Origin of the sequence: Protofrankia sp. Cas8, from assembly GCF_963555845.1 — a bacterium.
Lineage (GTDB): Bacteria > Actinomycetota > Actinomycetes > Frankiales > Frankiaceae > Protofrankia.
Genome location: NZ_CAUVXI010000035.1, coordinates 29332 through 33019, shown reverse-complemented (window position 1 = coordinate 33019; position 3688 = coordinate 29332). Strand labels below are relative to the sequence as shown.

3 protein-coding genes are annotated in these 3688 nt (G+C 67.0%); 1 reads left to right on the top strand and 2 read right to left on the bottom strand.

Translation table 11 applies throughout. From position 1 onward, the window contains the following. Window positions 1-1944 (bottom strand): S53 family peptidase (locus U9977_RS08030; RefSeq protein ID WP_322748561.1); only part of this gene is annotated, 1944 nt, incomplete at its 3' end. Window positions 1945-2345: 401 nt separating this feature from the next. On the opposite strand from U9977_RS08030, the gene U9977_RS08025 reads away from it, so the two are divergent. Beyond that, entirely contained in the window at window positions 2346-2906 is a 561-nt protein-coding gene (locus tag U9977_RS08025; protein ID WP_322748560.1) for a hypothetical protein, read from the top strand. A gap of 220 nt (window positions 2907-3126) precedes the next feature. Here the strand turns inward: U9977_RS08025 and U9977_RS08020 are convergent. After that, window positions 3127-3688 (bottom strand): transposase (locus U9977_RS08020; RefSeq protein ID WP_322748559.1); only part of this gene is annotated, 562 nt, incomplete at its 5' end.

The window sequence follows — 3688 nt, the reverse complement described above, 5'->3', positions numbered from 1 at the left end:
GGCGGGCGTGTTGGCCATCCGGTACAGCGTGTAGTTGGTGAATCCGAGGGGGCGGCCGGCCAGCTGGTCGGCCAGCGTGACGATGCCGGCGAACAGCGGGGTGGCCAGGCTGGTGCCGCCGAGCCGGTATTCGACGTATCGCACGGTGCCGTTGGAGAACTGTTCGGTTTGGCCGACCAGGTAGCCGGTGGTGGGGTCGGCGAGCATGGCGACGTCGGGTATCGCGCGGCCGGGTCGGCCGCCGAGGTAGGTGGCCACGGCGGGCGGCACGATGCCGGTCTGGTAGGGCGGCTGGGCGAACAGGGTGCTGACGCCGCCGCCCCCGCCGTCCTGGAACGTGCCGGGTGCGGCCGGAGTCCATGCGCCGTTGGTCCAGGTGGCCGCGGCGGTTTCCCATCCGAGCTCGAACAGCCGCGATCCGGTCTCGGAAATTCCAGCTGTTGTTCCGCCGACCGCGGTGACCAGCGGATCGGATGCCGGGTATTCCACCTGTCGTACCTTGGTGTGGACCAGGTTGTCGCCGTCGTCGCCGGCGGAGAAGTACAGGCCGATGCCTTCGGCGGCGGCTTGTACGAAGGTTGCGTGGGCGGCGGCGATGTCGCCGGGGGGTTCGTCGTCCGAAAGGAAGCTGATGGAGGCGCTGACGACGTCGGCCAGGCGGCCGTCGACGACCCGCTGCACGGCATCGATCAGGTCGGTGCTCTGGCAGCTGGCCGCGGCCACGTAGCTGATGTCGGCGCCGGGAGCGATGCCGTGTACGGCTTCGACGTCGAGGGTCTGTTCGCCATACCAGGTCTGTTCCGAGCACAGGTCGCCGGTAACCGGGTCGTGGTAGCCGTAGCCGAAGGCGGGCGGAAGGTATTGGTGGAACTGGCCTGGGCGCAGGAGTGGTTCGTGTTGCCGGGCGGCCCAGGTGTTGACGTCGGCGAGGATTGACGGGGAGGCGTAAGCGCCGACGATGGCGACGGTGCGGCCCCGGCCGTCCACCCCGGATGAGGTCAGTTTGTCGATTCCGTACAGGCTGCGGACCTGCTGGGCGGTGTAGCCGCAGACGGCCATCGGCGGGTGGGTGCCATAGGCCGCCGGCAATCCAGCGGTCACCGGGCTGTCAGCGGGGTGTTTCTCGCCGAAGTATCGGGAGCAGATCGGGGGTCGGACGTAGGCCGGCTCCGGTGGCGCGGTGGTGTGGTCCGCGTTGGTCAGTGTCAGTCCGCCGATCGACAGGATGACGCCCGTCAGCGAGGCGGGGACGCTGAGCACCGTAGACGGTGCCTGCGTCACCTTTCCCTTGTACACCTGCAGTTTCAGGGTGGTGTGGAAGGCCGCCTTGACGGTGGCGGCGGTCCCGTGCACCCGGATAGACCGGTTCGTGGGCGACACGGAGACGATCTGGAAGCCGTTGATGGTCAACCAGGATTGCACCGTCTTCACCGTCGTGTCCGTTGCGGCGTAGGCCGTTTTGAACCGGGCCGGGGTGAGGAAACGTCCGTAGCGGGCGTTCGCCGGGTCCGACACCGCCACCGCGAAGGACTCGGCGTCGGCTGGATCCCGTAGGGCGAGATTGACAGTCAGGTCCAGTTCCTGCCCCGCGGGCAGGTCGTCGCGGGCATTGTCCGCCGTACCCCAGCTCGGCAGCGAACCGTGGAGCAGCGCACGCAGTGAGCTAGGCGCCGCACCGGTTGCCCACATCGCCGGCAGCGTCAGCGCAAGAATGGCCAGCACCGCCACCGACGCAAGGCGGGATCGGGACCACCGCCGGTGCCGGCCGGTCTGTGCCCGGCGCCGATGACGATGGCGTGCCGGCCGGTGCCGGCCGCGGCGTTCATCCCGCCGCGGTACCACCAGGTGATGCGGGTGGATTGCCGCATGCCACGGGTCGACCGGCTGGTTCATTTTTTCCTCGGAGAAGCGGCCACGCCAGACCGAGCTGGTACGGACACCCATGAGCAGCTCGGCCCGACGAGGAAGACCGTTGTATTCCCGTGCGCCACCCGTGCGCCACCCGTGCGGCGCACGGGAATACGGTCACCAACCAATAAACCAACCGGTCGGGTGGTCGACTGGATGCCGAACAGATGCCCGACGGCAGACCCGCCGGGCCACCAGGAGGCTAATTTATTGGGCAGTGACCGCCGGGGTAGTAGCCGGGGATATACGTGCACTTCGCGGGACCCGAGCCGGGGTTATTGCCCTTGGGGTTGGGGTGGCCCAACTGATGAACCGTCGGCACGCCGGAAGGATGCGACCCGGTCACGGCGGCGGAGACACCTACGCCACCCGCGACAAGTGTGGCACCGAGAAAAGCCACGATCAACGGATTCTTGAGTCGGCGACTCGGAGCCACGATGGGCCCACCGACGATGACGTTCTCCATGTTCTTCCTCTTCCCGATAATATCGAGGGCAAATAATGGCGGTGGGGATCACACCGCCAGACGCTTTTGGAACTCCACTTTCTTCCCGCCGGAAAAAGTGGCGAAATCCGCCCGTGGACCAGGAGTCCAGCGGGTGTTCAAGAGCCGAACAGCGTGTGCCATCGGAAACGACCCGCCGGCCGGAAAGCTACCCACCGCACCTGGATGGAGCAGGCGGTCCTGCCACAACAGGCCGAGCGTCGAAGGGAACTGGCGGCGCAACGTCCACGGTCCGCGCGACGGCGATCAGTTTTCCGCCGCGGCCACCGAAGTCAATGAGCGGGCGGGCCGGATTCGCGGCGCCGACGCAAGCCCCGAGTTCCTCGCCGGTCAGCGGCTACGGCTCCGCCGCGGTTCGTGCAGTTTCCACCCAACCACCCTCTCGTTGGCTGCACACCTTGTGCGGCACCGGGACGCCGTCCGCCGCCGGGTGGAACACCCGGCAATCTGGCAAATCTTCCCGACACCGGAAATATCGCGCACCGCGGCATGAATGGAAAGACAGCAATTATGGGCAACTCTAAATGGCAACACACAGAGGTCCAGCAGCCAGGATGCCCGCGATGCGTCCCTGGAACTGTGAGTACCAGCCTCGATGTCAAGGCGGATGCTGGTGAGCGGCATGCTCACCGGAGGAGGGACTGTCGCATATGCGGCTCAGACAAGATTTTCGTAGCTGAAGATCGGATGAGGCAGTAGTGGGCCGCATGGTGTCAGTTGAGCAGGATGCGCTGGCGGAGCAGGGTGAACCCGGCCCGGCCGAACATTTGACGTTTGATCAGTTTGGTTTTGTTGTTGACGCCCTCGGTTGCTCCGTTGCTGTGGGGCAGGTCGAGGCCGGCCTGGACGGCAGCTCGGTCCTTGTCCAGGCCCTGAAGGAAACTGTGGAGCGCAGGCAGGTCGTCGGCGGTCACGGCCTCGATCCACGCCTGGAGGTTGGCGGGCTCCTGGCCGGGGTGCTCATGGTGGGTCAGTAGTTCGGCGAAGGCGGCGACGTGGCCTGCCACGGCCGTCATCTGGGGGCAGGCGGCGGTGAGTTTGTCGCGGTGGGCACGCTGTTCGTCGCGCAGGTGACCGGGAGCGGTCATGATCCAAGCGGAGAGGCGGCGAATCGAGGGATCCGCCAGCGGGTACTCGGCCCGGCCCTGCTTGAGGTAACGGTCCAGCAGGTTCGCGCTGCCGGTGTAGCCCATCGCGCGGATCTCCGCGAGCAGCGTGGTAGTGGCCACCGGCCCTGCGGCCCGGCGCTCGCGCAGGTGGTCGCGGAACAGGTCG